General features: G+C 72.6%; 17 protein-coding genes and 2 pseudogenes. 10 read left to right on the top strand and 9 right to left on the bottom strand.

The features are described from left to right. Nucleotides 1-110 precede the first annotated feature (110 nt). Nucleotides 111-1,298 (bottom strand): NAD(P)/FAD-dependent oxidoreductase, encoded by a 1,188-nt coding sequence (locus tag OG456_RS30920; protein WP_266566730.1) that lies wholly within the window; start codon nucleotides 1,296-1,298, stop codon nucleotides 111-113. A gap of 32 nt (nucleotides 1,299-1,330) precedes the next feature. Next, nucleotides 1,331-1,651 carry a bifunctional 3-phenylpropionate/cinnamic acid dioxygenase ferredoxin subunit gene (locus tag OG456_RS30915; protein ID WP_266566724.1) on the bottom strand — a complete coding sequence of 107 codons (321 nt, stop codon included), beginning with the start codon at nucleotides 1,649-1,651 and terminating at the stop codon, nucleotides 1,331-1,333. A gap of 175 nt (nucleotides 1,652-1,826) precedes the next feature. Between OG456_RS30915 and OG456_RS30910 the strand changes: the two genes are divergently transcribed. The 9 genes and pseudogenes from OG456_RS30910 (at nucleotide 1,827) to OG456_RS30870 (ending at nucleotide 13,311) form a co-directional block, all read left to right on the top strand. Next, a complete protein-coding gene (locus OG456_RS30910; protein ID WP_266566716.1) occupies nucleotides 1,827-2,645 on the top strand; it encodes an IclR family transcriptional regulator in 819 nt (272 codons plus the stop codon). A 203-nt stretch (nucleotides 2,646-2,848) separates the two neighbouring features. Continuing rightward, nucleotides 2,849-3,934 carry an S-(hydroxymethyl)mycothiol dehydrogenase gene (locus OG456_RS30905; protein ID WP_266566714.1) on the top strand — a complete coding sequence of 362 codons (1,086 nt, stop codon included), beginning with the start codon at nucleotides 2,849-2,851 and terminating at the stop codon, nucleotides 3,932-3,934. Further along, nucleotides 3,931-4,551, top strand: a complete 621-nt coding sequence (locus OG456_RS30900) for an MBL fold metallo-hydrolase (protein WP_266566712.1) — start codon at nucleotides 3,931-3,933, stop codon at nucleotides 4,549-4,551. The genes OG456_RS30905 and OG456_RS30900 overlap by 4 nt, the downstream gene beginning before the upstream one ends. 33 nt (nucleotides 4,552-4,584) lie before the next feature. Next, the gene (locus OG456_RS30895; RefSeq protein ID WP_266566710.1) at nucleotides 4,585-7,053 is read left to right on the top strand and encodes an FAD-dependent oxidoreductase; all 2,469 of its coding nucleotides are present in this window, start codon (nucleotides 4,585-4,587) and stop codon (nucleotides 7,051-7,053) included. A gap of 17 nt (nucleotides 7,054-7,070) precedes the next feature. Then, a pseudogene (locus OG456_RS30890) lies at nucleotides 7,071-7,331 on the top strand (N-methyltryptophan oxidase); the annotation flags it as partial. A gap of 257 nt (nucleotides 7,332-7,588) precedes the next feature. Continuing rightward, nucleotides 7,589-8,689 (top strand): aromatic ring-hydroxylating dioxygenase subunit alpha, encoded by a 1,101-nt coding sequence (locus OG456_RS30885; RefSeq protein ID WP_266569490.1) that lies wholly within the window; start codon nucleotides 7,589-7,591, stop codon nucleotides 8,687-8,689. Further along, on the top strand, nucleotides 8,682-10,184 hold the full coding sequence (locus OG456_RS30880) for an aldehyde dehydrogenase family protein (RefSeq protein WP_266566708.1): 1,503 nt from the start codon (nucleotides 8,682-8,684) through the stop codon (nucleotides 10,182-10,184). Before OG456_RS30885 ends, OG456_RS30880 begins: the two co-directional genes overlap by 8 nt. Beyond that, nucleotides 10,181-11,752 (top strand): APC family permease, encoded by a 1,572-nt coding sequence (locus OG456_RS30875; RefSeq protein ID WP_266566706.1) that lies wholly within the window; start codon nucleotides 10,181-10,183, stop codon nucleotides 11,750-11,752. The genes OG456_RS30880 and OG456_RS30875 overlap by 4 nt, the downstream gene beginning before the upstream one ends. Before the next feature lie 8 nt (nucleotides 11,753-11,760). Further along, nucleotides 11,761-13,311 (top strand): GMC family oxidoreductase, encoded by a 1,551-nt coding sequence (locus OG456_RS30870; protein WP_266569489.1) that lies wholly within the window; start codon nucleotides 11,761-11,763, stop codon nucleotides 13,309-13,311. A 61-nt stretch (nucleotides 13,312-13,372) separates the two neighbouring features. Here the strand turns inward: OG456_RS30870 and OG456_RS30865 are convergent, their stop codons facing one another. The 4 genes from OG456_RS30865 to OG456_RS30850 all read right to left on the bottom strand — a co-directional run bounded on the left by OG456_RS30865 (nucleotide 13,373) and on the right by OG456_RS30850 (nucleotide 21,490). After that, on the bottom strand, nucleotides 13,373-18,070 hold the full coding sequence (locus tag OG456_RS30865; protein WP_266566704.1) for a hypothetical protein: 4,698 nt from the start codon (nucleotides 18,068-18,070) through the stop codon (nucleotides 13,373-13,375). Between the two features lie 66 nt (nucleotides 18,071-18,136). Continuing rightward, nucleotides 18,137-19,030, bottom strand: a complete 894-nt coding sequence (locus tag OG456_RS30860; RefSeq protein ID WP_266566702.1) for a hypothetical protein — start codon at nucleotides 19,028-19,030, stop codon at nucleotides 18,137-18,139. A 91-nt stretch (nucleotides 19,031-19,121) separates the two neighbouring features. Continuing rightward, nucleotides 19,122-20,648 carry a hypothetical protein gene (locus OG456_RS30855; protein ID WP_266566700.1) on the bottom strand — a complete coding sequence of 509 codons (1,527 nt, stop codon included), beginning with the start codon at nucleotides 20,646-20,648 and terminating at the stop codon, nucleotides 19,122-19,124. 137 nt (nucleotides 20,649-20,785) lie between these two features. Then, nucleotides 20,786-21,490: a GntR family transcriptional regulator gene (locus OG456_RS30850; protein ID WP_266566698.1), complete on the bottom strand. Its 705-nt coding sequence runs from the start codon at nucleotides 21,488-21,490 to the stop codon at nucleotides 20,786-20,788. 84 nt (nucleotides 21,491-21,574) lie between these two features. On the opposite strand from OG456_RS30850, the pseudogene OG456_RS30845 reads away from it, so the two are divergent. Continuing rightward, nucleotides 21,575-22,024 (top strand): annotated as a pseudogene (locus tag OG456_RS30845) (allophanate hydrolase subunit 2 family protein); the annotation flags it as partial. Here the strand turns inward: OG456_RS30845 and OG456_RS30840 are convergent. Genes OG456_RS30840 through OG456_RS30830 form a run of 3 tightly spaced genes read right to left on the bottom strand, consistent with a single transcriptional unit; the run spans nucleotide 22,014 to nucleotide 25,230 of the window. After that, nucleotides 22,014-22,871: an SGNH/GDSL hydrolase family protein gene (locus tag OG456_RS30840; protein ID WP_266566696.1), complete on the bottom strand. Its 858-nt coding sequence runs from the start codon at nucleotides 22,869-22,871 to the stop codon at nucleotides 22,014-22,016. The pseudogene OG456_RS30845 and the gene OG456_RS30840 sit on opposite strands and share 11 nt — an antisense overlap. Further along, on the bottom strand, nucleotides 22,868-24,109 hold the full coding sequence (locus OG456_RS30835) for a glycosyltransferase (protein WP_266566694.1): 1,242 nt from the start codon (nucleotides 24,107-24,109) through the stop codon (nucleotides 22,868-22,870). The genes OG456_RS30840 and OG456_RS30835 overlap by 4 nt, the downstream gene beginning before the upstream one ends. Beyond that, nucleotides 24,106-25,230 (bottom strand): glycosyltransferase family 1 protein, encoded by a 1,125-nt coding sequence (locus OG456_RS30830; RefSeq protein WP_266566692.1) that lies wholly within the window; start codon nucleotides 25,228-25,230, stop codon nucleotides 24,106-24,108. The genes OG456_RS30835 and OG456_RS30830 overlap by 4 nt, the downstream gene beginning before the upstream one ends. Nucleotides 25,231-25,301 lie beyond the last annotated feature (71 nt).

Here is a 25,301-nt window from a genome sequence, read left to right as displayed (position 1 = left end):
GCGCCCGCGTGCGTCTGCGTAGGTACGTGGGAGCGGGATCGGTGGCGGTGGCGGTGGCGTAGCGCTGGGGCAGGTGTCGGCTACCTACGCGCGCGAAGCGCGAGCCATCGTCACAGCGCCACCGGCTCCGCGACGTTCTGCATGACCGGTCGCGCCTCGCAGCGCGCCAGTTCCCGGCGCACGCGGGTGAACGGTCGTGGCCGGTCCACCGCGAGCGCTGCCGTGGTCACGCCCGCGCGCTCGTAGAGTGCGAGGAAACTCCCGTCCTCCACGGCGCCTTCGACGACGCGGACCAGGTCCCCGTCCTTCCTGCGCCCGGCGAACTGGATGCGCGAGCCGTACTGGTCCGACCAGAAGTACGGCAGCGGCCGCACGGTCTCGACGGCGCGGCCCGCCAGCAGATTGCGTACGGCGACCCGCGGCTGGGCCGTGGCGCTCGTCCAGTGCTCGGCCCGCGCCCCGCCCACGCGGGCCACATCGCCCACCGCCACGACCTGTGGCAGCGCCGTGACGCAGCCGTCGTCGCAGAGCACGCCGTCGTGCAGCGCCAGCGTCGAACCGGCGAGCCAGCCCGTGTTGGGCACGGCCCCGATGCCCACGACGACCACGTCGGCGGGCAGCACACGCCCGTCGGCCAGTTCCACTCCGTGGACAGCGGTGTCGCCGCGCAGGGCCGCGACCCCGACGCCCGTGACCAGTTCCACCCCGCCGCGTGCGTGGAGCCCCGCGCACACCGCGGCCATCTCCGGCCCGAGTTGGGGCAGAAGCGGCAGCGGCGCCGCCTCCACGACGGTGACGAAGTGGCCGAGCGCCGCACAGGAAGACGCTGTCTCGGCGCCGATGAACCCACCGCCGATCACGACCACGCGCCGCGGCCCGCGCAGCAGTTCGGCACGCAGGGAGCGCGCGTCGTCCAGGGTCCTGAGCGTGTGCACGCCGGTGAGGGCGGGGCCGGGCAGCCGGTGGGCGCTCGCCCCGGTGGCGATGACGACCCCGTCCGTGGACACCGTGCGGCCGTCCTCCAGGAGGACGGTGCGACCGCGCGCGTCGAGCCCGCGGGCCCGCACGCCGAACATCCACTCGGCGCCCAGTTCCAGCGTCTCGTCGACGTCGGACAGGGCGAGCTGGTCCTCGCCGGCCTTCCCGAGGAGGAAGTCCTTGGACAGCGGCGGGCGGTCGTACGGACGGTGCGGCTCCTCGCCCACGATGACGAGCCGCCCGTCGAAGCCCTGGGCCCGCAGCTCACGGGCGGCGTACAGCCCGGCGAGCGAGGCGCCCACCACGGTCACGGTCCTCATGCCGGATCCCGTCCTCATTCCGTTGACAGTGCTCATGCGGCGGTACCTTCCTCGGCGGCAGGATGGACGTGGACCACGCCGTCGTCGACGGTCACCCGGTGGGTGCGTACAGGGCGGCGGGCGGGCAGGCAGGTCGGCCGCCCGGTGCGGAGATCGAATGAAGCCTCGTGGAGCGGGCATTCGACCAGGCAGCCCTCCAGCCAGCCCTCCGACAGGGAGGCGTCCTGGTGGGTGCAGGTGTCGTCGATGGCATACAGCTCACCGTCAGCATGGAAGACGGCGATGGGCGGTGCTGTGTCGATGCGGACGGATCCGCCCTCGGGGAGGTCTTCAAGGCGGCAGACGGGTATCACGGGCCCCCCTCTTGGTCCAAGGCTGTCTGACTCAGGACTGTTCGGTAACATGGCGTTCCGCATGGCGCACGAGGGAGCGCTATGCGCAACAGAATCCGGTCGAGGTGCCCGCCGCGTCAAGGGCTTCTCGAAGATGCGACCCGCCAAGGGGTCGCAGGGTGGTGAGAGTTGAGTGATGACCCGCAAGGAATCGCAGGCCGAACCAGGCACGACGGCACCGGAGAAGACCTCGAAGGGCGCGGCCGCCTCCGTCCAGTCCGTGGACCGCGCGGTGAGCGTCCTCGAGATCCTCGCCCGACACGGCGAGGCGGGCGTCACCGAGATCGCCGACGAGCTGGACGTGCACAAGTCCACCGCCTTCCGACTGCTCGGAGTACTGGAGAACCGGGGCCTGGTCGGGCAGGCCAAGGACCGCGGTAAGTACTACCTGGGGGCGGGTGTACTGCACCTCGCGGGGGCGGCGGCAGTGCGCCTGGACATCTCACAGGAGGGCGTGCCCGTCTGTCGTGAACTGGCCGACGAACTGGGCGAGACGGTCAACATCGCGATCCTCGACGACGATGTCGCCGTCAACATCATGCAGGCGCGCGGCTCGGCCTCCGTCACGGCGCAGAACTGGCTGGGCAGACGCACTCCCCTGCACGCCACATCGAGCGGCAAGGTGCTGCTCGCCCATCTGCCGTCCGCGCTGCGCGAGGGCCTGCTCGCCCGCCCGCTGGCGCGCTTCACCCCGCACACGGCGACCGGCACGGCGTCACTGCGGGCCGAGCTGGAGGCCGTGCTCGACCAGGGGTACGCCGTGGCCGTGGAGGAGCTGGAGGTCGGCCTCGCCGCGGTCGCGGCCCCCGTGTTCGCCCACGACGGAAAGGTCATCGGCGCGATCAGCGCGTCGGGTCCCGTGTACCGGCTGACCGAGGAACACCTCCCCGAGCTGGCCAAACGCACCGTCGCGGCTTCGACCGAACTGTCGCGCCGGATGGGATACGGCTTCTAGCAGGACGTTCGGCAGCACGGTTACTGAACGCGGGGTCAGGGAAACCTGGCCCCGCGTTCTGCGCGTGTCGACGACGTTTCGGTGCGGCCGATCGTTTTGCCAAGCATTAACTCCCACCCCTTGACGGGGCCTTGATGGCGTTTCCAAGATGTTCCTCATCGCGCAACCGGGCGTGCAGTGCGCAACAGCAGAGGAGTTTGGTCGTGCCACATGAGGTCCGCGCCGTCGTCGCTGTGAAAAAGGGCGCACCCGTCGAGGTGCAGACGATCGTCGTACCCGATCCCGGCCCGGGCGAGGTTCTGGTCAAGGTGCAGGCGTGCGGGGTCTGCCACACGGATCTGCACTACCGGGAGGGCGCCATCAACGACGACTTCCCGTTCCTGCTCGGCCATGAGGCGGCCGGCACCGTCGAGTCCGTCGGTGACGGAGTCACCGACCTCACCCCCGGCGACTACGTGGTGCTCGCCTGGCGCGCCCCGTGCGGCACCTGCCGTTCCTGCCGCCGCGGCCGCCCCTGGTACTGCTTCGACTCGCGCAACGCGACGCAGGCCATGACACTGCTCGACGGAACGCCGCTGAGCCCCGCGCTCGGCATCGGCGCGTTCGCCGAGAAGACCCTGGTCGCGGCAGGGCAGGCGATCAAGGTCGACCCTGCGGCGCGTCCCGAGGCCGCGGGCCTGATCGGCTGCGGCGTGATGGCCGGCTACGGCGCGGCCGTGAACACGGGCAACGTCCAGCGCGGCGACACCGTCGCCGTGATCGGCTGCGGCGGCGTCGGCAACGCGGCCATCGCGGGCGCCTGCCTCAACGGCGCGCGCCGCGTCATCGCCGTCGACATCGACGACAAGAAGCTCGACCAGGCCGAGAAGTTCGGTGCCACGCACACGGTCAACTCCCGTGGCACGGACGCGATCGAGGCGGTACGCGCGCTCACCGGTGGGTTCGGCGTCGACATCGCCATCGACGCGGTCGGCCGCCCCGAAACGTACAAGCAGGCGTTCTACATGCGCGACCACGCGGGCGTGCTGGTGCAGGTCGGGGTGCCCGAGCCGGACATGACGCTGGACATTCCGCTCATCGATCTGTTCTCGCGCGGCGGCGCCCTCAAGTCCTCCTGGTACGGGGACTGCCTGCCGAGCCGTGATTTCCCGGTCCTCATCGACCAGTACCTCTACGGGCTGCTCGACCTGAACGGGTTCGTGACCGAGACGATCGCCCTCGACCAGGTGGAGGAGGCGTTCACGAAGATGCACCGCGGCGACGTGCTGCGCTCGGTGGTGGTCCTGTGAGCCCTGCGGCCCGCGCCGAACGCGTCGTCACCTCCGGCACGTTCAGCCTGGACGGCGAGACGTTCGACGTCGACAACAACGTGTGGCTGATCGGCGACGACGAGGAGGTCCTGATCGTCGACGCGGCGCACGACGCGGGACCGATCACTGCCGCCGTCGCCGGGCGCCGCGTCACCGCGATCGTCTGCACCCACGGGCACGACGACCACATCGGCGCCGCGGCCGATCTGGCCGAGGCGACCGGCGCCCCCGTTCTCCTGCATCCCGCCGAGCACGAGCTGTGGGAGACGGTGCACCAGGACCGCAAGCCAGACGCGGAGCTCACCGACGGGATGCTCCTCACCGTCGCCGGGGTCGACGTCCAGGTTCTGCACACCCCCGGTCACTCCTGGGGCAGCTGCAGCCTCTACGTGCCGTTCCTCGACGCCGTGTTCACCGGCGACACTCTCTTCCACGGCGGCCCGGGCGCTACCGGGCGCTCGTATTCCGACGCCCCGACGATCGCGGTGTCCATCCGCAGCCGGCTCCTCACCCTGCCGGGCGGCACGGTTGTCCACACCGGCCACGGCCAGGACACGACCATCGCCGCGGAGCGCGCCAACATACCCGCCGCATAAGGCCATTCCATCCCCACCAGCATGAGGAGGGGCATGTCCAGCACGCCCGAAAAGCCCGGAACATCCAGCCCTCGCGTCGTCGTCATCGGCGCCGGAATCGTCGGCTGCTCCCTCGCCGACGAGCTCACGGCCCGCGGCTGGACCGACGTCACCGTCCTCGAACAGGGCCCGCTGCCGGCCCCCGGCGGGTCCACCTCGCACGCGCCGGGACTGGTCTTCCAGACGGGTCCGTCCAAGACCCTCACGGAGTTCGCCCGGTACACGGTGGAGAAGTTCAACACCCTTGAGGTGGACGGACTTTCCTGCTTCAACCCGGTGGGCGGCCTGGAGCTGGCGACCACCCCCGAACGCTGGGCCGACCTGCACCGCAAGGCCGGCTACGCCGCCTCCTGGGGCGTGCGCGGCGAACTCGTCAGCGCCGACCGGTGCAAGGAACTGTGGCCCCTCATCGACGAGTCGGTCGTACTCGGCGGCTTCCACACCCCCGACGACGGCCTGGCCCGTGCCCTGCTCGCCTCCCGCGCCCAGATGGAACGCGCCCGCGAGCGCGGCGCCACGTTCCTCGACCGGAACACGGTCACCGGCATCGAGCAGGAGGACGGCCGGGTCACGGCGGTGGTCACCGACCGCGGCAGCTTCCCGGCCGATCATGTCGTCTCCGCCGCCGGATTCTGGGGCCCGGTGATCGGCCGCATGGCGGGCGTGGACGTCCCTCTCCTGCCCCTCGCCCACCAGTACGCGAAGACCAGGCCCATGGCGGAGCTCGAAGGAGCCGACGACCCCCGCACGGAAGCCTCGAAGCCGATCCTCCGCTTCCAGGACCGTGATCTGTACTTCCGTGAGCACACCGACCGCATCGGCATCGGCAGTTACGCCCACAAGCCACTGCCCGTCGATCCGTTCACGGTCCTCGACTACGACGAGGCGCGGGCGAGTGAGCTGGACATGCCGTCGTCGCTGCCGTTCACCGAGGAGGACTGGGCGCCCAGCTGGAAGGACTGCCGGTGGCTGATCCCCGCGCTGCGCGGGACGGAGATCGAGGAGGGCTTCAACGGCGTCTTCTCCTTCACGCCCGACGGGATGCCGGTCCTCGGCGAGACCCGTGCCCTGCGCGGATTCTGGCTGGCCGAGGCAGTGTGGGTGACGCATTCGGCGGGCGTCGCCAAGGCGGTCGCCGAGTGGATGGTCGACGGACGGCCCTCCGTCGACGTGCACGAGTGCGACCTCACCCGCTTCGAGGACGCCCAACGCTCCCCCGCCTATGTGCACGACCGAGGGGCGCAGCAGTTCGTCGAGGTCTACGACGTCCTGCACCCGCTCCAGCCGGCAGAGCAGCCGCGGCCGCTGCGGGTGAGCCCCTTCCACGCCCGCCAGGAGCAGCTCGGCGCGTACTTCCTGGAGGGCGGCGGCTGGGAGCGGCCGCACTGGTACGAGGCGAACGCGGACCTGCCCACCGGTGACCTGCCCGAGCGCGACGCCTGGTCGGCCCGCTACTGGTCGCCCATCGCGGCCGCCGAGGCGAAGGCCACCCGCGAGAAGGTCGCCCTCTACGACATGACGCCGCTGCGCCGTCTGGAGGTCACGGGTCCGGGCGCCCTCGACTTCCTCCAGCGCATGACGTCGAACAATCTCGCGAAGAAGCCGGGCGCGGTCACGTACACGCTCCTCCTGAACGAGGCGGGAGGCATCCGGTCCGACCTGACCGTCGCCCGTCTCGCGCCGGACCTGTTCCAGATCGGCGCGAACTCCCCCGCCGACCTGGACTGGCTCACGCGCCACGCGCCCGGTGACCTACAGATCCGGGACATCACCTCCGGGACCTGCTGCATCGGCGTCTGGGGCCCGCTGGCCCGCGACCTCGTCCAGCCGCTGACCCGCGACGACTTCTCGCACGAGGGCTTCGGCTACTTCCGCGCCAAGCAGACCTACCTCGGCCACGTGCCCGTCACCGCGATGCGCCTGTCCTACGTCGGTGAGCTGGGCTGGGAGCTGTACACCACCGCCGACCTGGGGCTGCGCCTGTGGGACACGCTGTGGGAGGCGGGGCGGGAGCACGGCGTGATCGCGGCCGGACGCTCGGCCTTCAACAGCCTGCGCCTGGAGAAGGGTTACCGCTCCTGGGGCCACGACATGACCGAGGAGCACGACCCGTACGAGGCGGGCGTCGGCTTCGCCGTACGCATGGACCGCGGTGACTTCCTCGGCAGGGCCGCACTGGAGCGGAAGGGCGAGCGACCGGCCCGCAGGCTCACGCCGCTCCTCCTGGACGACCCCGCGGCCGTCGTCCTCGGCAAGGAGCCCGTGCACGTCGAAGGGGGCTCCGCCGGTTACGTCACCAGCGCGTCGTACGGCTACACGCTGGGTCGCTGTGTCGCGTACGCATGGCTGCCGCCGCTCGCCGCCGGTACCGGCGTCCACATCGAGTACTTCGGCGAGAAGATCCCCGCGACCGTCGCCGACGAGCCCTTGTTCGACCCGAAGATGACCCGCATCCGCCGCTGACCGTACGGAGGTTCGGACATGAGGTCACGGCCATGGCGGAGCACCTGGCGGGTCAGATCCCCAGCCTGCCCGGGACCTTCCTGAAAGCCGCCACCCGCATGTACTCCAACCCGCCCGACGAGCACTTCGTGATCGCCCGGCACCCCGCCCACTCCGAGTCCGCCACCGAGACCGCCGGGTTCTCCGGCCACGGCTTCGAGTTCGTGCCCGTCGTCGGCGAGATCGTCGCCGACCTCGCGCTCACCGGCACCATCGCGCACCCCATCGACCTCTTCGACCTCAGCCGCCCAGGGCCTCTCCGGCGGACCACGCCGGAGTCGCGGGGTCCGGCACGCACATCTGCGGCGTTGTCGTCGGTTGCCAACGCTCCGCGTCGACGCCCTCCTTCGCCTTGCAACTGCACGCACCAGACCCCACTCACCAGCACGGACCATGTACGGCCACCCAGTTCCGACCTGGTCCGCCGGACAGGCCCTACCGCCGCGCCCGCCTGAGGAGTCCGCACGTGACGACGCCCCCCATTGCCCCCAGCCTGATGGCCACGCTGCCCGGGCACTACTACACCGATCCGGAGATCTTCCGGCAGGAGCAGGAACACATCTTCGAATCGATGTGGTTCTGCGCCGTGCGGTCCGCCGACCTCGACAAGCCGGGCGCGTTCCGCACGGTCCAGGTCGGCCGCGAGAACGTCCTCATCACCCGGTCCCGCACCGGCGAACCACGGGCCTTCCTCAACGTCTGCCGCCACCGCGGCGCCCGCCTGTGCACCGAGGAGTCGGGCCAGGTCCGCCGCAACCTCCAGTGCCCGTACCACGCGTGGACGTACGACCTCGACGGCAAGCTCATCGCTGCGCCGAACCTCGTACAGATGCCGGACGTCGACCGCACCCAGTACGGCCTCGTCAAGGTCGCCCTGCGCGAGTGGCTCGGCTACGCCTGGGTCTGCCTGGCCGAGGAGCCGCCCTCCTTCGAGGAGACGGTGATCGGCGCTGCCGTCGAACGGCTCGGCGACACGGCATCGATCGAGCGCTACCACACCCAGGATCTCGCCCTCGGCAAGCGCATCTCGTACGACGTGAAGGCCAACTGGAAGCTGATCGTCGAGAACTTCATGGAGTGCTACCACTGCGCGACGATCCACCCCGAACTGACCGACGTCCTTCCGGAGTTCGCGGACGGCTACGCCGCCCAGTACTACGTGGGCCACGGCGCCGAGTTCGGGGACGGCGTGAAGGGCTTCACCGTCGACGGCAGCGAGGGCTTCGGCCGGCTGCCCCAGGTCGCCGACGACCAGGACCGCCGCTACTACGCGATCACCGTGAAACCGACGGTCTTCATCAACCTCGTCCCCGACCATGTGATCCTGCACCGGATGTTCCCGCTGGCCGAGGACCGTACGGTCGTCGAGTGCGACTGGCTCTACGCGCCCGAGGTCGTCGCGGCAGGCGCCGATGTCTCCAAGTCCGTGGAGCTGTTCCACCGGGTCAACGCCCAGGACTTCCAGGCCTGCGAGCGGACCCAGCCGGCGATGGGCTCCCGTGCCTACCGGCGCGGCGGCGTGCTCGTCCCGACCGAGCACCACATCGGGATCTTCCATGAATGGCTGACCTCGAAGCTGGGTGGTGCCCATGCCTGACCTGTTCATCGGCGGAGTGTGGACCACCGCCCGGGACGAGCGGACCCGTCAGATCCGCTGCCCCGCGGACGGCTCGCTCGTCGCAGTGGTCGACGAGGCGGGGGCCAAGGACACCGCCGACGCGATCGCCGCGGCCCGTCACGCCTTCGACGAAGGCCCGTGGCCCCGGATGACGGCGGCCGAGCACGGCGACCTCCTCGTGCGTGTCGCGGACCTGCTCGTGCGCGACAAGGACGCGCTGGCCCGTGCCGAGTCCCTGGACACCGGGAAGCGGCTGGTCGAGAGCGCGCACGACATCGACGACATCGCGAACTGCTTCCGCTACTTCGGGCGGCTCGCGGCCGCCGACACCGGACGCGTCGTGGAGACCGGGACGGAGGGCGCCGAGAGCCGCGTCGTGTACGAGCCGGTCGGGGTGTGCGCCCTGATCACCCCGTGGAACTACCCGCTCCTGCAGACCGCGTGGAAGGTCGCCCCGGCGCTCGCCGCCGGCAACACCTTCGTCCTGAAGCCGAGCGAGCTCACCCCGCACACGGCGATCCATCTGATGCGGCTGCTCGACGAGGCGGGACTGCCCGCGGGCGTCGCCAACCTGGTCCTCGGCGCGGGCCCGGAGGCGGGCGCGCCGCTCGGCGACCATCCGGACGTGGACCTCGTGTCGTTCACGGGCGGTCTGCGGACGGGACGGCTGCTCATGGCCGCCGCCGCGGGCTCCGTCAAGAAGGTCGCCCTCGAACTCGGTGGCAAGAACCCGAACATCGTGTTCGCGGACGCCGACTTCGACGCGGCCGTCGACATGGCGCTCACCGCGGTGTTCCTGCACTCGGGGCAGGTGTGTTCAGCCGGCGCGCGGCTCCTCGTGGAGGACTCGCTGCACGGCCGCTTCGTCGACGAGGTCGTACGGCGCGCCGAACTCATCCGACTGGGCGGCCCGTTCGACGAGGACGCGCAGACGGGGCCGCTGATCTCGGCCGCGCACCGCGCCAAGGTCGAGGCGTATGTCGCACAGGGCATCGAGGAAGGGGCGGTGCTGCGCTGCGGCGGCGCACGGCCGCAGGCGCCCGCGTACGAGCAGGGCTTCTACTATCTGCCGACCGTCCTCGACGCGTGCACGAGCGACATGTCCGTCGTGCAGGACGAGTCCTTCGGCCCGGTCCTGACCGTCGAGCGGTTCACCTACGAGGAGGAGGCGGTGCGCCTCGCGAACGACTCGATCTACGGGCTCGCCGGCGCCGTATGGACGAGCGACGAGGCGCGGGCCGCACGCGTCGCGGCCGGCCTGCGCCTCGGCACGGTCTGGATCAACGACTACCACCCGTACGTCCCCCAGGCGGAGTGGGGCGGCTACAAGCAGTCCGGCACCGGGCGCGAACTCGGCCCCTCGGGGCTCGCCGAGTACCGCGAGACCAAGCACATCTGGCGCAATACGCGGCCCGTCGCGCAGGGCTGGTTCGGCGCGCCGCCGGTGTGTCCCGAGGACGGTGAGCCGTCATGAGCCAGGACGACAGCACGCAGGAGAGCCGGAGCGGGGACGACGCCGAGCTCGCCGAGTTCGGCTACCGGCCCGAACTCAAGCGCACGCTGGGCAATTTCCACACCTTCGCCGCGGGCATCAGCTACATCTCCATCCTCACCGGCACCTTCCAGCTCTTCTACTTCGGATTCGCGAACGGCGGCCCCGCGTACTGGTGGTCCTGGCCGATGGTGTTCGGCGGCCAGTTCACGGTCGCCCTGTGCTTCGCGGAACTGGCCGCCCGTTACCCCGTCGCGGGTTCGGTCTACAACTGGGCGAAGAAGGTCGGCAATCCACACATCGGCTGGCTCGCCGGGTGGATGATGCTGCTCGCCTCGGTCGTGTCGATCGCGGCCGTCGCGCTCGCCTACCAGCTGACGCTGCCGCAGATCTCGTCGTCCTTCCAGTTCATCGGGGACGGCATCGGCCCGTACGACGTCGCGACCAACGCCGTCGCCCTGGCCGCCGTACTGATCCTCTTCACGACACTCGTCAACGCCTTCGGCGTGAAGCTGATGGCGACCATCAACACGGCCGGCGTCTTCCTCGAACTGATCGCGACCGTCGTCCTGATCGTCCTGTTCGCGGTGCACATCGTGCGCGGCCCGCAGGTCGTGACGCACACGGCGGGGGCGGGCCACGGCCAGCCCTTCGGCTACCTGAGCGCGTTCCTCGTCGCGTCGCTGGCCTCCGCGTACGTCATGTACGGCTTCGACACGGCGGCCTCGCTCGGCGAGGAGTCCCTCGACCCGACGCGGGGCGCGCCACGCGCCATCATCCGCGCGATCGTCGCCTCGTTCGTCCTCGGCGGGCTGATCCTGCTGCTCGCCCTGATGAGCGTGTCGAGCCTGACCGGCAAGAAGCTGTCGACGGACGGCCTGCAGTACGTCGTCCTCGACGTACTCGGCCCGACAGCCGGCAAGGCGATGCTGTGGTGCGTCCTGATCGCGGTCACGGTGTGCGCGCTCGCCGTGCACACGGCGGCGATCCGCCTCGCCTTCGCGATGTCGCGCGACAACAACCTGCCGGCGTCGTCGGTCCTCGGCCGGGTCAGCCCGCGCTTCAGGACACCGGTCGTCCCGGCCGTCGTCATCGGCGTCCTGGCGCTCGCGATCCTGGTCGTCAACATCCGCCAGCCGCAGATCTTCACCGTGGTCACCAGTATCGGCATCATCATGATCTACCTCGCCTATCTGCTGGTCACCGGCCCCATGCTGGTGGCCCGCCTGCGCGGCAAGTGGCAGCCGGCGGGCGACGGGAAGTTCTCCCTCGGCCGCTGGGGACTGCCCGTCAACATCATCGCCGTGCTGTGGGGCGGCGCCATGACCATCAACCTGATCTGGCCGCGCGAGGCTGTCTACAACGCCGCCGCCCCCTACCACTGGTACCTGCGCTGGGGCGCCGTCCTGTTCATCGGAGTGATCGCCGGCGGCGGCTTCGCCTACTACTGGTTCGTCCAGCGGCACCGCACCGGCGTCCTCGCCGAGCACGCGGCCCAGCCTGCCCCGTCCGATGATTCCGCCGCCCTGGAGGAGGTCACCACCCCGTGAACCAGCCCGTGAACTCTGATGTCTTCGACTACGTCGTCGTCGGCGGAGGCACCGCCGGAAACGTCGTCGCGGCGCGCCTGTCCGAGGACCCGTCCGTCACCGTGTGCGTTCTGGAGGCGGGACCGAGCGACGTCGGCGACGACAACGTCCTCCAACTGGACCGCTGGATGGCCCTGTTGGATTCCGGTTACGACTGGGACTACCCCGTCGAGCCGCAGGCCAGCGGCAACAGCTTCATGCGGCACGCGCGCGCCAAGGTCCTCGGCGGCTGCTCGTCCCACAACTCGTGCATCGCCTTCTGGGCGCCGGCCGAGGACCTGGACGACTGGGCGGCGGCGGGCTGCACGGGATGGAGCGCCGCGGACGTGTTCCCGCTGTACAAGCGCCTGGAGAACAACGACGCTCCCGGGGACCACCACGGCCGCTCCGGCCCGGTGAAGCTGCGCACCCTCAAGGGCGCGGACCCGTGCGGCAGCGCGCTGCTCGCGGCCTGCGCCGAGGCGGGCATCCCGACCACGGCGTTCAACTCGGGCAACACGGTGGTGCGCGGCGCCAACTGGTTCCAGATCAACTCCGACGAGAACAACATCCGCCAGTCGTCCTCGGTCGCCTATCTGCACCCGGTCATGGGCAAGCGGCCCAACCTGACGGTGCGGACCGGGGGACGGGCCAAGCGGCTCGTCTTCGAGAGCCGGCGCTGCGTGGGCGCCGACTACCTCGACCCCGATCTCATCCACACCAGGACGGTGCGGGCCCGCCGCGAGGTGATCCTCTCCTGCGGCTCCATCGACTCGCCCAAGCTCCTCATGCTGTCCGGGATAGGCCCGGCCGGCCATCTGCGCGAGGTGGGCGTGGACGTGCTCGTCGACTCCCCCGGGGTCGGCGAGAACCTCCAGGACCACCCCGAGGGCGTGATCATGTGGGAGGCGAAGCAGCCGATGACCACCACGTCCAGCCAGTGGTGGGAAGCAGGCGTCTTCTACGACACCGAGCCCGGCCTCGACCGGCCCGACCTGATGTTCCACTACGGCTCCGTGCCCTTCGACATGAACACCGCGCGGTACGGCTATCCGACGTCGGAGAACGCCTTCTGCCTCACGCCCAACGTGACGCGCGCGAAGTCACGCGGCACCGTACGGCTGCGCACCCGCGACTACCGGGACAAGCCGCTGGTGGACCCGCGGTACTTCACGCACGAGCACGACGCGCGCGTGATGACGTACGGGCTGAGGCTGGCGCGGCGCATCGCGGAACAGCCCGCGCTCAGCGGCTGGGCGGGCGCGGAGCTGGCTCCCGGGCGGGATGTGCGCACGGACGACGAGCTGCTCGACTACATCCACAAGACCCACAACACCGTCTACCACCCGGCGTGCACGGTGAAGATGGGCGCGGACGACGACCCCTCGGCCCCGCTCGACGCGCGGCTGCGCGTGAAGGGGACCGAGGGCCTGCGCGTCGCCGACGGCTCCGTGATGCCGGACCTCGTCACGGTCAACCCGTGCATCACGACGATGATGATCGGTGAGAAGTGCGCCGATCTGCTGCGGGCCGACGCCTAGGGCCCGAACGAGGGGCCCTGGCCGTCCGGTTCCGGGTCGGCCGGCTCTGACTCGGCCGGCTCTAACTCGGCCGGCCCGCGGGGCGCTTGTACATGCGCGTCGCCGTGATCTCCCCGTGCACGGTCTCCTCGGCCGGGTCCTGCTGCGGCAGGCCCGGCCGCAGGTGCTCCTCGACACTGATGTACTTCAGCCCGGCCCTGAGGTCCGCGTCGTTGCGCAACCTGATGACCAGCGGGAACTCGGCGAGTGCCGTCGTGTCGAACAAGCCGGTGGTGTACAGGAGCTGCACGCCGAGCGCGTCCGACACGGCCCGCTGGAGTTCGAGCAGGTACGTGGCGTTGGCGCGGCCGATCGGGTTGTCGAGGAACAGCGTGCCCGCGTGCCGGTGCTTGTCGCGGCCCCGGTCGTTCGAACGCAGGGCGGCCATCGTGCAGTACAGGGCGATGGCCGCGGTGAGCAGCTGGCCGCCGGAGAACACGTCGCCCATCTGTCCGACGGGGACCCGCTCGGCGCGCAGCACGGCGTCCGGCTTGAGGATCTCGACGGCGATGCCCTTGGGCTGGAGCGCGGCGGCGACGCCGCGCAGGAGCAGGGACATGCCGTCGCGGCGCAGGTCGGAGTTCTTCTTGAGAGCGGCGCGGGTCGCCTCGTCGACGACCTCGCCGAGCCGCTCCACGAGGGTCGCCTGGTCGGGCTCCTCGAAGCGGATGCGCACGAACTCCTGGCCCGACCACTCGCCGAGCCCCTCCGGGAGGCGGGACAGGCGCTGGGCGGAGCGCAGCGTGGCGAGCGCCGACTCGACGAGTCCGCGCAGCCGGTCCACGATCGAGTCGCGGTTGCGCTCCAGCTGCTCCAGCTCGTCGGTCAGGACGCGCAGCCGGGGCGCGAACGCATCGGCCCACTTCTGCGCGTGCTCCGGCAGCGACGAGGCGGGCAGCTCGCGGATCTGCTGCCGGGCGGGGGTACGCACCTGCTCGTAGCGCGTGGCGTTCGCATGCCGTACGAGGATGTCGCTCGCGTCGCGCACGGAGGCCTCGGCGGCTGACAGGTCGGCGGCGCACCCGCGCAGGGAGCGCCGGGCCTCGGCCGCCGCGTGCCGGGCCTCTTCCAGGGTGCCGGGGTAGGGCTCGGGCTCGTCCTGCTCGGACTCGTGCCGGTCGGGGTGGTCGCGCAGCAGGTCCTTGAGGAGCGCGGCGGTCTCCTCGAAGCCACCGGTCGCGTCTTCGGCAGCGCGGTGGGCGTCCAGGAGTTCGGTGTGGGCTGCGCGCGCCACCGTCAACGCATCGGTACGCGCGGCCAGTTCACCCGTGGCGGTGCGCAGGAGCGTCTGGGCGTGCTCGGCACCGGTGGGGACGAGGTCGTCGGGCAGCTCGGTGTGGGCGTCGTCGCCGTCCCCGGGCGCGTGCCGCTCGGCCTCGCCGCGCAGGCGTCCGAGCTGCTCGCTCGCCGTGGAGACGCGGGCCTCCAGGATCTGGACCAGCTCGTCGGCGCGCGCCGCGGCGGCCTGCCGTGACGGCCCGTCGGAGCCGTCGGGGGACTCCAGGAGCTGGGCGGCGCGGGTGCGGACCTTGTTGCTGAGCCGGTCGAGCTCGGCGAGCGCGGCGCTCTCGTCGCTCTCCGCGCGGGCCTGCTCGGCGCGCAGGTCGGCACCGACGCCGACCTTCTCGTAGACCTGGGACGCCGCGCGGTACGCCTCGCGCAGGGCGGGCAGCGACGGCTTCGGCGCGGCGCTCTCCGAAGCGGGCTGCTCCGGGTCCGCCGGTACGTCGTCGGGGGCGCCGGCGATCTCCGCGCGTTCGGCACGCAGGGCGCGCGCGGTTCGGCGGGCGTCGTCGGCGGCGCGCTGGGCCGCCCTGCGGTCCTCGTCGGCGGAGCGGGCGCGCTCCAGGCACGTCTGGGCGCGTGCCTCCGACTCGACGGCCTCGTCGGCGAGTTCGCGCAGCTTGACCTGCCAGCCGGATCGCTCACGCAGCCGGAACGCGAGGCCCGCGAGGGCGTCGGCGACGCGCCGCGCGCGCTGGGCCGCGTCCTGCCGCTCGTCGCGTACGCGGGTCGCCTCGACGGAGGTCTCGTCGGCCTCGGCGCGGACCGTGCGGGCCTCGGCGAGTTCCGCCTCGGCCTCATCGGCGAAGGCGCGTGCCTCCTGTGCGGCGGCGGTCAGTTCGGCGAGGCGTCCGGCCGGGCAGCCGGTGCGCCACGAGCCGATCCGGGCGGCGAGCTCGCGGTCCTTGGAGAGCCGGGCGGCCAGGGCACGGATCTCCTCGTCGCGCTCCGTCGCGCGCGTGCGCAGCGCCTGCCGCTCCTCGTCGGCGGCGTGCTCGTCGTGCATCGCCGGGTTCGGCGGCACGAGGAAGACGCCACTGTCGCCGGACTCCTCGTGGGGTGTCGGGGCGAGCAGGGCGGCCGCCGTGCCCACGGCTACGGCGGAGCGGGGCAGCAGGGCGGCGCCGCCGAGGGCTTCGCGGGCCCGGGCGTGCGTGTCGGGGTCGGTGATGACGACGCCGTCGACGAGCTCGGGGCGTGCGGCGAGCACGCGCGCGTGGTCCGCGGGGTCGACGGCCTGGGCGAGGTAGCGCCAGCCGGGCAGGGCGGGGATGCCGTGCTCGCCGAGGAACTCGACGGTGGCGAGGACGTCGGGTCCCGGCGGCAGGAGCCCGCCGTCGCCGAGCGCGCCCAGGATGCGGGCGTCATCGGCCGCGGCCGTGCGCAGGTCGAAGAGCTGGCGTTCGGCGGAGGCGACGCCGTCGTCGAGGAGTGCCTTGAGGTCGTCGGCCGCGCGGTCCAACTCCTCGGCCGTGAGCGGGGTTTCGGTGAGATCGCGGGGGGCGGTCGCCGCGCGGGCGTGCCCGGTCGCACCTCCGTCGGCCGCCGCGCCCCGGGGTGCGGGCACCCCCACGGCGGGGATTCCCGGGGCACCGGACAGTCCGAGCAGCTCGGCGACGCGCTCCTCGCGCGCGAGGGCACCGGCGGCGCGGTGCTCGGCCCCGTACGCGTGCTCGGCAGCCGTGGCGGCGTCCGCGGCGCGGGCCGCGGTGAGTTCGGCGCGGGCCTCGGCGCCCGCCGCCTCCCGGGCGTGCTCGCTCGCGCGCCGTGCGGCGTCACGCGCCGTGTCCCAGGCGGCGACCGTGGTCTTCTCCGCGTCGCTCGCGGCGAGCGCCGCGCGCGCGGGGTCGGCGTCGGGCGCCGTGTCGTCGAGCCAGCCGGCCCGCACCGCCTCGGCGGTCTCCTGCTCGACCTCGGAGAGCCGCTGCCGCAGGTGTCCGACCTCGCTGCGGGCGCGCTGCGCCTCCGTCGCGGCGACCGTCGCGTCACGGTGAGCGGTCTCGCCCGCCTCCTGGAGCGCGGCGGAACGCTCCTCACCCTCGTTGGCCAACTGCTCGGCGCTCTCGGCCGCTCCGTGCAGGGCGCGTACGAGGTCGGCGGCGGCTTTGGCGCGGGCGGCGAGGGCCGGGGCGGCGTCCCGCTCGGCCTCGCGGATGGCGACGGCCACGCGCGCGGAGCGGTCGGCGGCGGCGCGGTGGCGCAGGACGGCCTCGGCGGCCTGCCAGGCCGCGTGCAGGGTGCGCGCGTCGGCCAGCTCGCGCTTCTGTGCGGCGGCGGCCTTCTCTGCTCCGGCGAGCGCCAACGAGGCGTGCCGGTACGCCAGTTCGGAGGCGATGAGGGCGCTGCGGCCGCGGGCCTGCTCCGCCTCGCCGACGGTGTGCGCGGCGGCGGTGACCTGCTGGGCGAGGTCGGCGGCGCGGCCGCGCTCCAGAGCGGCGCGGGCGGCGAGCCTGCGGGCCAGGGTGCGGGTGCGGCGCTCGGCCCCGGCGTGCACGTCGCGCGCGCGGGCCCGGGTGTCCGCGGCATCCACGATGCGGCCGAGGAGGTCCACGGAGCCGGCGGTGAACTCGCGTTCGGCGATCAGCTCGGCGCGCCGCCCCAACTTGTTTCCGAACCCGCTGACCAGGTCGGCGAGCCCGTCCGTGTCCCGGGTGTCGGTGACGGCACGCAGGAGCAGGTCGGTGAAGTCGGAGTCCTTCTTGACGGCGAAGAGACCGGCGGCCTCACCCTCGTCCGCGTTCATCTCGCGCTGGTAGCGGAAGAGTTCGGGGTCGAGGCCGAGGTCGCCCAGGTGCTCGTTCCACCGGTCGTGGATCTCTTCCCAGTGCACTTCGAGGTGCGGATACGCCTTGCCCGCGTCCGTGAGTGCGTCCCGGAAGCCCTTCATGGTGCGCCGCCGCCCCTGCGCGCCCGACACGCCCTCGTCCGAGGCCCGTACGGCGGAGGACTCGGCGACGGGCAGCGAGTCCAGGCTCATGCCGGGCCCGGGCCGCAGCGAGTACCAGGCCTCGGCGAACTTCCGCGGGTCGTTCGAGACCTGCCGCCCACGCCACTCGCTGACCTTGCCGACGACGACGCACTCGCCCGTGAGCGTGTGCTGCCACTCCAGGGCCACGTGCCCGCAGTCGTCGGCGAGCAGGAACTTGCGCAGGACGCCGGAGCTGGCGCCGCCGAGCGTGTTCCGGTGGCCCGGCAGCATCACGGAGAAGATCAGCTTGAGCAGGACCGACTTGCCGCCGCCGTTCTCCAGGAAGAGCACGCCGGCGGGCGCGGGGCGGCGCGGCGGCCCGACGGGCTCGTCCTCGAAGAATTCCGCCTGGGTGGGCGCGGGGTCGGGCACGGGCTCGCCGACGCCCCGCAGGTCCAGGACGGTGTCGGCGTAGCGCGCACCGGCGGGCCCGATGGAGTAGAGGCGAATCCGGGACAGCTCGTACATGGCGGCGGACTCTCGTCGTAGTAAGTCGGTAAGGCGGTACGTCGTGGGGCAGTGGTGCGGGGCCGGTCAGGAGTGGAAGGGGAGTCCTGCGTCGGCCACGAGCTCCCCGTCGTCCTCGTCCGCGGGCGGCAGGAGGCTCGCGGAGCCGTCCGTGACGGGCACGATGCCGAGGTCCGCCAGCTCGGAGAGGGCTGCGGTGCCGGCCAGGTCGCGGACCTGGAGCTGGTAGCGGGCCGTGGTGCGGTAGGTGCCGCCCGAGTCGTCGCCGGTTCTCTGCAGGAACCCGGAGTCGGTGAGGAACGCGACGGCCTTGGCGACGATGCCGGTGGTGGATCCGGCGAGGCGGCGCGCGTCCTTGGTGGCGCCGGTCGAGCTGCGCCGGGCCCAGATGCGCCACGCGGCCTCGAGGCCCGGGGCGTGGGAGACCGGGTCGGTGTTCTCGCCCTGCTCCTCGGCGCGCTCCTCCAGACGACGGCAGGCCTGGCGGACGAAGGCATCCACGCCGTTGACCGTGACGCGGCCGATGTAGCCGTCGTCGGCGAGGTCCTCGGGGCGCGGGAACGCCATGGCGGCGACGGCGAGGTGCGCGAGGCCGTGCAGGAAGCGGTCGGTTCCGTCGGCGGAGGTGCGGCGCGCGTAGTCGCCCATCCGGACTGCGAAGACGGAGTCCTCGGCGGCGGTCACGGCCATCCCCGCGCGCGTGGAGACCTCCAGGACGACGAGGCCGAGCCCGGCGGCGACGGCGTCGGCGAGCCGCGCGAACGGCGGGTCCTCGCGGTAGCGCCGCAGCAGCTCGGCGTACTCCTGGTCGCGGGCGGGCTGCAGCTTGGGCTGGAGGCCGAAGGCCACGAGCCGGGCCGCGTCGGCGGCGTCGGCCGGGGTGACGGGCGCGCCGGCCGCCGGAGTCTCGGAGGGCTCCGCCTCGCCCCACGCGGCGTGCTCTGCGGGGTGGTCGGTCACGGCTGGTGCTCCTTGGTCAGGTCTGCTGCGAAGCTCGGGTGTAGCTCGGTGGAAGCGTGCGGCTCGGAAGCCCGGTGCGCTGTGATCGGCACTACGCGGCCTCCGTCCGGTCGGCCGCCATGCCCGCGGCGTCCAGCAGGGCCGTGCCGACGATGAGGTCGGCGCCGCCGAACTCGGGGTCGTCGAGCTCGGTGCCGTCGTCCACGGCGAACAGCAGCTTCTCCTCGCCCTGCCGGTAGGCCGTGCCGACCGGGGGACTGGCCGCGTGGACGGACAGCAGGGCGACCAGATAGGGCAGTTCGGGGTCACGGCGACGCGCCTCGGCGAGCAGTCCGGAGAGCCTGCGCGGCGCGTCGGAGGGGAGGTCGAGCAGCTCCATGGCGCTCGCGAGCTGCTCCTCGCTGAAGCGGCTGTCGTCCGGCGTCGCGATCAGGTCGGGCTCGGGCATTTCGACGCCGAGGTGCTCCCGCTCCTGGGGCGGCGTAAGCAGTATGTCGATGAGGTCCCCCACCCGTACGGACACGGGCGTCCGCATGCCCGTGCCGCGCGCGAAGAACGCGTCGGTGACGCGGCCCGCCTGCTCGACGGGCAGCGGCAGCAGGGGCGCGACGAGCTGCCCGTACAGATCGAGGCCCGCGCGCGCGGACGGCGCGGCGAAGGCCTGCCGGTCCTGCTCGGCGCGGAACAGCGGGCCCGCTTCGAGGAGGCGGGACTGCAGCTGCGTGTGGCGGCGGATGCAGTCCTTGACGATGTCGACGAGCTCGGCGGCCCGCCGCTTGTGCTCGGGGTCCTCGGACTCGTCGCGGGCCTTGCGGATGTTCGTGAGGATCGCGTTCTCGTGGCGGTACCGGTCGGCGACGTGGTCGAGCGCCTCAGCGATCATGTCCGGGACGGCGTTCAGCCAGTCCACCGCGCGCACGTTCCTCCGGGTCGCGTCCAGGGCCCTTCGGAGGGTCTCGGAGTACTGCACGGTCCGGTACCTGGCCTGCTCGGCGGCGAGCTGGGCGTCGGCGAGACGGCCGCGGTTGATCAGCACCTCCAGCTTCACCTCGGCGGCGATCTGGGCGCTGGTGACGTCGGTGTCGAGGGCGCCCACCAGGACGTTGACCGCTTCGTCCGTGGTGCGGAGGTAGACGCTGCCCCCGTAGCCGGGGACCTCCTCGATCAGCTTGAAGTCGTAGTCCCTGCGGACATAGGAGCCGTCGGGCGCGAACGTGCCGTACACGGCGCGGAAGCCGCGGTCGACGCTGCCGACGTTGATCAGGTTCTCCAGGACCCAGCGGGCCACGCGCTCGTGCTCGGCGGCGGGGCGCTGCGGAGCCTGTGCGCCGACGCGGGGGATGAGCCTGGCCACTATCTGCTCGTGGTCGGCGCCCGTGTCGAAGTCCATGTTGAGTGTGACGAGGTCGATGGCGGAGAGCGCCACCTCGGCCATGCCGTATCCGGAGTACTCGCCCGCGAGATTGGCCTTGCGCACGTCGAGGTCGTGCAGCGGCGCGGTGCAGGCGAGCGCGCGAAGGCGGCGCGCGAGCCCTTCGTCGGCGGCCGGGCCCGGTGCGGGCCGCGGCCCCACGCTGAGCTGGGGCGGAACGGATTCCGTGGTGGCAGGCGAAGTCACGGAGCACAGACTAGGTCCTAGGTCTGACAACGGTCGAAACGGCGCAGAAGCGACCGCCCGCACCACAGGCCCGCGACCGTCCGCACCGCAGGCCCCGCGGACGCCGCACCGCCGGGTGCGGAGCCCTCTGGCGGCCGTCAGCCGTCCAGCTGTTCGCCCTCGGCGACCCGTCGGCCGTACACGTCGACCAGACCCTCGCGGGAGTCGTCGAGGTACTGGGCGAGCAGCCGCTCGGCGTCGTCGCGGCGCCCCGCCTCCAGGGTCTCGAGGAGCTGCTGGTTGCGGGCGAGATAGGGCTCGTGCAGGCGGCGGGGGTCGTCCACGACATGGAACGCGAGGCGCAGTTCGGCGAAGACGCTGCGCATCAGCTCGTCGGTCCGCGCGCTGCCCGCGAGCGCCACGAGCTCCCGGTGGAAGTGGATGTTGGCGGTGGAGACGCCCTTCCACTCCCGCGCCTTTGCGGCTCGGAGCCCGTCGGCGACCGCGTCGGCCACCGCACCGAGGTCGTACGGGGGCCGGCCGAGGCCGCGTACGACGGCGCACTCGACGAGGCGGCGCGTGAGGTAGATGTCCTCGACGTCCTCGACGGTGAGTACGCGTACGAAGACGCCCCGGTTGAGCTGGTGCACCAGGAGCCGCTCATGGGTGAGCAGCCGGAACGCCTCGCGCAGCGTGTTGCGCGAGACGCCGAGTGCGCCGCCGATGCTGTCCTCCGACAGTCGCGTCCCCGGCGGGAAGTACCCCTCCGCGATGCGGCTCCTGAGGATGTCCGCGACCCGCTCGGCGGTGCTGGTGCGCCCAAGGAGCGCGCGATCGTCCGCCAGTCCGTTCAGTTCGGCCACGCCCGAATTCAAGCGCAGATACCAGAACGAAACAACATGGGTATCGAGGGATCGTTCAACGACCCTCTACCTTGACGGGCGGACGCGGGTGCGCTCGACCTCCCCGCGGCCTGCCTCGCCGACCGGCTCGTCGGCAACTCGCCCGGGGCCGCCCTCGTGGAGACCACACTCAACGGATGTGCGGTACGGCCGCGTTGCGAGGTGACGGGCGCCGTGGTGGGCGCGCCGTGCAGGGTGACCGTGGACGGACGGCCCGTCGCCCGGGGCGCGCATGCACGAGCCCCGGCCGGTCGCTCGAGCTCGGACCCGCGCTCTCCGGGGTACGCAGATACGCGGCGTTCGCCGGTGGGGTGGCCGTCGAGCCTGTCCTCGGCAGCCGGTCGACCGACCTCCTCTCCGGGCTCGGCCCGGCCCCCTCGCGGACGGCGCGGTGCTCCCCCTGGGCACGGTGTCGTCGGCGCACGCGCGCGTGGACCTCGCCCACAGCCGGGGCCGCCCCGTGAGCTGGTGCTGCGTCCGCCCCTCACGCCGCGTCCGCCTGTTCCACGGCTGCCAGCGCCGCGAGCGCCGAGACCACCGCGCTGGACGCCCGCAGGTCCAGACGGGCGCTGGTGCCACGCGCCCGGTGACGCAGCTCGTCCGCGGCGAGGGTGAGGAGCTGGGGAAGCAGGTCGGTGCACCGCCGCGCGACCCAGCCCGTGCCCGCCGTGGCGAGCCACACCAGGCTCGCCGAGCGCGTGGGCGCGGGCCGTTCGGGCTGCGGCGACGGCGGCGTTCCCTGGGCGCGCCCGTCGGCCGCGAGCAGGGCGTGGAACCGCGCGGCGAGCGTCCGGTGCCCCCGTTCGCCGGGATGCAGCCGGTCCGCGCTCCACATGGAGCGGTCGGCAACCCATGCCCCCTCGGCCGCGTGCAGATGCACGGCGCCGTAACGCTCGGACAGGGCGTGGACGACCGAGTTCACCGCCTGCTGGCGCCTCGCGAGAGGCCGGCCGAGCAGGCCGGGCAGCCCCAGCATCGTGCCGGGGTCGGGCAGGCACGCCGTGAGCAGGACCGCGCCCTGTTCCGTGAACGCCGCGTACACGTGGTCGAGGCGGGCGGCCACGGCGTGGATGTCGAACGTGCGGCGCAGCGTGTCGTTGACGCCGACGAGGACGGAGGCGATGTCGGGCCGCAGGGCGAGCGCCTGGGGCATCTGTCGGGCGAGGACGTCAGATGTCTGGGCGCCGCTCGCCGCGAAGTTGTGGAACTCCACGGGTGTGCCCTCGGGGGCGAGCCCGGCGGAGAGCAGTTCGGCCCAGCCGCGCCAGGCGCCGCCCACCGGGTCGCCGACCCCTTCGGTGAGGGAGTCCCCGAGAGCGACGAACCGCAGGACCTCGTTCATACGGCATCACGCCCGGTCACCCGTGTCGGCACGTCGGCCGTCCCCCGGACAGGCACCGCGACCGTCCCCCGGAGAGGAACGTCCACCGCCCCCTGGAGAGGAACGTCGGCCCTCACCCGTACCGCGTCGTGCGCCTGCAAGAAGGCGTCCACCGCGGCGCCCCACCCGAAGCACTCCGCACGCGCGCGTGCCGCCTCGCGGCGTTCGTCCCGCGGCCGTGCGACGAGCTCCGTCACCGCGACGGCGAACGCCTCGCCGGTGTCCTGTGCGACTCCCCCGGCGGCACCCACGACCTCGGGCAGCGCCGACGACGCGCTGGCGACGACGGGGGTGCCGCAGGCCATCGCCTCGAGCGCGGCGAGCCCGAACGTCTCCGCGGGTCCCGGCGCGAGGCACACGTCGGCGGCGGCCTGCAACGCCGCGAGCTGCCCGCGGTCCGCGACGTGTCCGAGGAACCTCACCGGCAACCTCCGTGCGCGCGCCTGCTGTTCGAGCCGCGCCCGCAACGGCCCGTCCCCGGCGACGACGAGCACCGCCTGCGTCCCTTGGCGACGGAGGGCGGCCAGCGCGTCGAGTGCGGTCCCGGGACGTTTCTCCACGGACAGACGCGAGCACATGACGAGCAGCACCTCACCCACGCGCGCGTACCGCTCCCGCACTGCGGGGTCCCGCAGGCCCGGGTGGCAGCGCTCCAGATCGACGCCGAGCGGGGCGCGTACGACGTTGCGCGCCCCGATGCGGATGAACTCGCGTTCGGCGTACTCCGTCGTGCACACCACGCGCGCGTAGGCGTGCGCGGTGCGGGAGTTGAGGGCGTCGGCGGCGCGCAGGGCGACCTTCTCGGGCAGGCCCCAGGTCCGCAGGACGCCGTCGGCCGTCTCGTGGGACACCATCACGGCGGGCACCCGGGCACGGCGCGCCCACTCACCCGTCCACCTCAGGGTCGTACGGTCGGACACCTCGATCCGGTCGGGGCCGAGACGCCCGAGCAGTTCGGCCACGCGCCGCCGGTCGGTGAGGACGCGGTAGCCACCGGTGCCGGGAAGCAGCGTCCCCGGCAGCGTGATGACGCGGCCCTGCGCGCTCTCGTGCTCGCCGGCCCGCTCCCCCGGCACGATCAGGACCGGCTCGTGCCCGGCGGCGCGGTAACCGGCCCCCAACTCCCGCAGGGCGGTCCGCAGGCCGCCCGATGCGGGCGCGACGAAGTTGGCGAGACGCACGATCCGCAGCCCGCTCATGCCGCCACCGCCGTCCGCGCGTCGAGGACCTCTTCGTAGTGGCCGACGAGCTGTTCGCCGACGGCCTCCCAGGTCCGTCCTTCGACCGTGCTGCGGCCGGCTGCCCCGTAGGCCAGGCGGCACAGCGGGTCCTCGGCGAGCGACCAGACGGCGTCGCGTACGGCGGCCGCGTCGCCGGGTGTGACGAGGAGCCCGGTCCGGCCGTGTGCGACGAGGTCCAGCGGCCCGCCGGCGGCGGGCGCGATCACCGGCACGCCGCTGGCCATGGCCTCCTGCACGGTCTGGCAGAACGTCTCGTAGGGGCCCGTGTGGGCGAAGATGTCCAACGAGGCGAAGATGCGGGCGAGTTCGGCACCGGTGCGCCGGCCGAGGAAGACGGCGCCAGGGAGTGCCTCGCGCAGGCCGGGCTCGCTGGGGCCGTCACCGACGACGACCACGCGCACGCCGTCGAGAGTGCACGCACCGGCCAACAAGTCGACTTGTTTCTCCGGGGCGAGCCGGCCCACGTAGCCGACGATCAGCTCGCCGTTGGGGGCGAGTTCGCGCCGCAGGGCTTCGTCGCGCAGGTCGGGCCGGAAGCGGACGGTGTCCACCCCGCGCGGCCAGAGCCGCACGCGCGGTACCCCGTGCACCTCCAGGTCGCGCACCGCGGCGCTGGACGGGGCGAGTGTGCGGTCGGCGGCACCGTGGACGCTGCGGATCCGCCGCCACGCGGTGGCCTCACCGGCCCCCATGTAGGTACGCGCGTAACCGGCGAGGTCGGTCTGGTAGACGGCGACGGCGGGGATCCGCAGCCGTGACGCGGCGGCCATGCCGCGCACGCCGAGGATGAACGGGCTGGCCAGATGGACGAGTTCGGCGCCGTGCGCGGCCACGGCGGCGGCGACCCTGCGACTCGGCAGCGCCACCCTGACCTGCGGGTAGCCCGGCAGGGGCAGGGACGGCACCCGTATGACGGGGCAGGGGGCGTCGGTGTCGGTGTCAGGGCCCGGCGCGGTGGCCGGGGCGATGACGAGGGGGTCGTGACCGCGGGCGGCGAGGTACCGGGCGGTCTGCAGGGCGCAGTGAGCCACACCGTTGATGTCGGGGGGAAAGGACTCGGTGACGATGACGACACGCATACCGGTGTTGTCGTCGCGCCGAGCGTGGCCACGTCAACGTGGATCTTTCCTGGCGAGGAACGTCCCATGAG

Origin of the sequence: Streptomyces sp. NBC_01446, from assembly GCF_026340095.1 — a bacterium.
In the GTDB taxonomy this organism is placed as follows: Bacteria; Actinomycetota; Actinomycetes; order Streptomycetales; family Streptomycetaceae; genus Streptomyces; species Streptomyces aureus.
Note: the sequence above shows the minus strand (reverse complement) of the source record. Positions and strands in the feature narration are given on the sequence as shown.

What these genes read in the sequence shown, in the direction of transcription:
- OG456_RS30895 (WP_266566710.1), top strand. Translation starts at nt 4,585, where the DNA reads ATGTCCAGCACGCCCGAAAAGCCCGGAACATCCAGCCCTCGCGTCGTC.
- OG456_RS30840 (WP_266566696.1), bottom strand. Translation starts at nt 22,871, where the DNA reads ATGAACGAGGTCCTGCGGTTCGTCGCTCTCGGGGACTCCCTCACCGAA.
- OG456_RS30880 (WP_266566708.1), top strand. Translation starts at nt 8,682, where the DNA reads ATGCCTGACCTGTTCATCGGCGGAGTGTGGACCACCGCCCGGGACGAG.
- OG456_RS30875 (WP_266566706.1), top strand. Translation starts at nt 10,181, where the DNA reads ATGAGCCAGGACGACAGCACGCAGGAGAGCCGGAGCGGGGACGACGCC.
- OG456_RS30885 (WP_266569490.1), top strand. Translation starts at nt 7,589, where the DNA reads ATGGCCACGCTGCCCGGGCACTACTACACCGATCCGGAGATCTTCCGG.
- OG456_RS30830 (WP_266566692.1), bottom strand. Translation starts at nt 25,230, where the DNA reads ATGCGTGTCGTCATCGTCACCGAGTCCTTTCCCCCCGACATCAACGGT.
- OG456_RS30910 (WP_266566716.1), top strand. Translation starts at nt 1,827, where the DNA reads ATGACCCGCAAGGAATCGCAGGCCGAACCAGGCACGACGGCACCGGAG.
- OG456_RS30920 (WP_266566730.1), bottom strand. Translation starts at nt 1,298, where the DNA reads ATGAGGACCGTGACCGTGGTGGGCGCCTCGCTCGCCGGGCTGTACGCC.
- OG456_RS30865 (WP_266566704.1), bottom strand. Translation starts at nt 18,070, where the DNA reads ATGTACGAGCTGTCCCGGATTCGCCTCTACTCCATCGGGCCCGCCGGT.
- OG456_RS30835 (WP_266566694.1), bottom strand. Translation starts at nt 24,109, where the DNA reads ATGAGCGGGCTGCGGATCGTGCGTCTCGCCAACTTCGTCGCGCCCGCA.